The organism is Pyrobaculum sp. (assembly GCF_049971835.1).
In the GTDB taxonomy this organism is placed as follows: Archaea; Thermoproteota; Thermoprotei; order Thermoproteales; family Thermoproteaceae; genus Pyrobaculum.
In genome coordinates this window covers 1-4193 of record NZ_JBMFKV010000167.1, presented here as the reverse complement: position 1 = coordinate 4193, position 4193 = coordinate 1, and the positions used below count along the sequence as shown (strand labels likewise).

Annotated in this window: 1 protein-coding gene and 1 pseudogene; both read right to left on the bottom strand. The window is 65.0% G+C overall.

Features of this window, described 5'->3' with window-relative positions; genetic code table 11:
- Positions 1-3909: pseudogene (locus tag ACP5J3_RS11515) on the bottom strand (hypothetical protein); the annotation flags it as partial.
- On the bottom strand, positions 3816-4193 hold a 378-nt coding region (locus ACP5J3_RS11510; RefSeq protein ID WP_428495820.1), incomplete at its 5' end, for a hypothetical protein. The pseudogene ACP5J3_RS11515 and the gene ACP5J3_RS11510, both read right to left, overlap by 94 nt.

Below are 4193 nucleotides of genomic sequence, written 5' to 3'. Positions count from 1 at the left end.
GGCGCCCACCGCCTTCGTCGTGAGGATGTACTCGGGAGGCGCGACGCCCAGCTGAACCCTCTTGGCGTCTCTCACCCCGGCGGCGAAGTGCCCAACCACCTCCCTCAACACCCCACCCAGCGCCGGGTGGTAGACAAAGAAACGCACCGCGGCCCCCTCCTCCCCCGCCACCAGCGCCGGCGCCGCCACAAGCCTACGCAACGCCCTCAGCGACTTACTCATAAACACCACCGCGAGGCCCTCGGGGACGGGGGCCCGGCCCCTCTCTAAATACTTCATATAGACGTCTCTCGACGCCTCGGCCCACCTGCCGAGCGCTTTGTAGACGGCCTCAGCCGCCAGCTCCTCGCCGCCCACACCCACCTCCCCGGCGGCCTCCAGCGCGATCTCCGCCAGCCTATCGCCGTCGTACACGCCGCCGCCCTCCCCAGCCCGGCGCAGGAAGCGGTCCTCCACTACGTAGCTCAAGGCCTCCGCCAGCGCGTCGAAGACGCGGCCTGCCGCCGCGCCCACCTCAGACAGCGGCGTCTCAGACAGCTCCTCCAGCTCCCTCACCGCCTTGGAGAAGGCCTCCTCAGCCTCTCTGCGGTACCCAGGCCTCACCGACTCCCCCTCCCTCAGATCCACTCTCCAAATCTCTCTCAGCCTCTCCGCAACCGCCTTGGCAAAAACCCTCGGATCCTCCCCGCCCTCGACGCCGAGCTGGCTGTAGAAGGCCTCAACAACCCGGCGGTAGAACCCCTCCCTCGCCATGCCCTCCTCCAGATCTTTGACGAGACGCCTCAGACCCTCCCTCACCGCCTCTGGCAGTTTGTTAAACACCTCGACGTCGGGAGCCCTCGCCGGCTCCACGCCTCTCAGCGCCTGCCTCAGCCTCATGGATAGGTACTTCTCCAGAGGGCCGCCTCTGGAGAGCTCCCAGGCCAGCTCTCTAACCTTCTGATACGCCCCGGGGCTGAAGCCCGCGATGGAGAGGGCCTCCTCTACGAATCTGCCCACCGCTGATCTGAACCTGTCCACAGCCTCGTCGAGGTTTAAGGCGATGAGTTGCCTCGCCTTCTCTAAATCGCCCCTCTTATACGCCCTCGCCGCCTCCACAGCCCTCTCCCAATCCTCCGGGCGGCGCGTCCTCACCCACTCCAGCACCAGAGCCGGGGCCTTGATTAAACCCGCCGCGTGGTAGAACGCCAACGCGGCTGCAATTCCCCCGAGCTCCTCCGCCAGAGGCGTGGCCTCGGCGGATAGTGCAAAGACAGCATCCCTCAGCCTAGCTCTGACAAGCGCCAGGGGGGTGGGCGGCCCCCTCCCCTCTTTGATCAGCCTTCTCGCCTCTCTATACGCGCCTGCTCTTCTCAAAGCCTCCACAGCCTCTCTAGGTAGCGTAATCTCCCTCTGCATGTGCCAGTAGGCAATAGACACGGCGTCTACAGCCGGCCTAAGCCCGGCCCTGGCCCTAAGCCAGTGGTAGCCGTATACGGCGGCGGCCTCCTCGACGGGGCGGGGCTCGCGGCGGGCCCTACCCTCGAGGAACACAGCCACTGAGTAGTCGGGGAGGGGGCTGGGGGGCGGCTCTACTCTACGCTCGAGGAATTTCTCCAGCCTTCTGTAGACTCTAAAAGCCTCCTCCGCCTTGGCGTAGACGCCGGCCAGCTCCGGTACTTGCTTAGCTAGGCGCATGGGCTCCGCCGCCTTGACCAGCAGATGTAGCCTCTCCGGGTCTTTTGCCAGATAAGCCGCGCCGCCTAGGTACTGGCTCAGCGCCTTGAAGAACGCCGGCGAGGAGCCCCTCTCCACAGCCTCTCTAACCGCTCTCAACGACTCTCTGTATCTCCGGGCGGCCTCGGCAACCAGCGCCTCGTAGTGCCCCTCCGCCGACGCCCTTATCCTAGCCGCCCTCTCGGAGTCGCGGCGCCCCGCGGCGGAGGCGAGCCTCTCTGCGTATTTCCTATGGAGGGCGGCTATTCTCAGCTCTTCATAAGCCGCCCTCGCCCTCGCGGCGTGGGCCACGGCGGTCAGCACCTCCCTCTCAACGCCGTCTGACCTCCTCGCCTTCTCCAATAAATGTTCATACGTCTTGTACAACGCCACGGCCCTCCCCGCCAGCGCCATTAGATGAGCCGCGGCTCTGTGCTGTATCCCCTCCTCCGTGGAGTAGAAGCGGCGTATCCCCTCCGCCACCCCCTCCCTAGTCCACCTAGCCACGTACTTAGCCACCTTGTCGGGATACGTCTTCTCCGGGAGGAGGAACACGTCTCTGGCCTTAAGCGCCGCTGGCATGCCCACTGTGAGGGGCAGATCCGCCAGGGTGGATATCTCGCGGATGGCGTCGCCGTATAGGTCAAACAAGGCGTAGCGGCTGAAGACCTCTCTGGCGAGCCTCTCGCCCAGGCGGTTGGCCACATGCACCCCCGCCGGCGCGCGGAGCAACGCCCTCTCAGCCTCCCAGCCGAGGTAGGGGAGGAGTGCCTCGTACAGCGGGTTTTGGTAAAGCCTCTCCCCATACATCTCGTACACGCCCCTAGCCACGCCGACCAAGGCTATGAACTCCGCCGCCTCCCCCAAGCCGAGGTCCCCAGCCGCCTTCTGCAGATAATAGAGATCTTTCGCCTCTGTAGTGGGCTTCTGGAGGAATTCCAACAGCCGCGGGTAGGCCTCCCAAGCCCTCGCCAGCTCTCTAACGGCGGCTCTCAGCCTCTCCACGTCTTTGTCGGACAAGACGCCGGCTCTAGCCCTCTCCAGCGCCCTCCCCCACTGCCTACTGCGCCCCAGCTCCGGCGCCGCCTTCTCCAACGCCTTCACCGCCTCGGCTACGGCGTCTGTAATAGAGGCCAGCTTGATTAGAAAACCAGCGGCGTCTCTAGCCCCTACCCGGGCCATGAGGAACTCCAGCCTCCTCCTCAGCTCCCCTGCCTCCCTAGCCGCGGCGCCGGCGGCCTCCTCAGCCTCCTCCGCGATCCGCCTTACCTTCTCCACCCGCCTCTCGAGCTCCTCTGTGTAAAGTCTGTGGAGGTAGGACGGTATCTCCCAGACTCTTGTAAACCCTCCTCTGGCCAAGGCTCTTAACAGCTCTGAAATAATTGCCGGACGCCTCCGGGCTATTGCCCTCATCTCCTCCGCCGCCTTTAACGCCTCTTCTCTAGGGGCCCTCCCCGCCTTTTCCCAAAGCTCAAAATATCTAGCCGCATCCCTCGCCGCCTCTAAATCCCTCAGCTCCGCCGCCAGCCACGCCGCTTTCGACACGCCGGGCAGGCCCCGGCCCCTCAACGCACCCTCCACCTGGGCGATCGCGGCGGAGACGCGCCTTATCTCCACAGCCGCGTCTAGCCTCACCTCTCCAGGCCTGAACTCGGCCAGCCTCAGCCTAACGGCCTCCCCGGCCGCCTGCAGAGCCCTCTCCCACCTCTCCCTCCCGAAATCTCCCACAGAGCCTCTCTCAACGGCCCTTAGCCTCTCCTCGATCTGTTGCCTAGCCGCCGGGGCTCTCTCGGCCAGTTCCTTTAGTAATGTGTAAACCACGGCGCGGGCGAAGACCTCCCCCTCCTCCTGTTTAAATAAGATAAATTCGCGTTCTCCACCCGCCACGGGGATCGACACGGCGTACGGCTCAAGCTCCTTCCTCAGCCTCCTCACGGCCTCCACCACGCGGCCTCTGCCGTACACGGCGGCGGCTGAGTCAAACACACGCCTAATCGCCTCGGCCAGAGCCCTCCTCTCCTCCTCAGACCCCAGGAGAGAGGCCGCTTGAGATAGCTTGATTATTTCATACGCCGCCGCCCTCAGCCCAAGCCCCTCCGCCATGTACAACACAGTTTCCCTCACGGCGGCCCTCCCCAGAGCCTCCTCCTCCAGAGCCCTGGCCATGCGGTACAGCTTAGCAGCCTCCACGGCCAGCCTATCCGCCAGCCCCACTCCCCCCTCGCCAGCGCCTCCTCTACCCCGGCCACCGTCTGCGAGAGCGTCTTTACGAGAGAGGCGTGTTCCTCCGCCAGCTTGGCAGTTTTCTCAACGTCGGGCGGCCTCAGCTGTTTTACAGCTTTTTTCACAAGCCTCTCCACCTCCCTCGCCCGCCTCTCCGCGGCGCGGGCCTCCCTCCTCGCCCTCTCCACGTCTCTCTCCAGCTGGACTACCCTCTCCGCGGTCTTAAAAGCCTCGGCCAAGGCGCCTAGGGCGTCCTCATCCACCCGCACTACGCC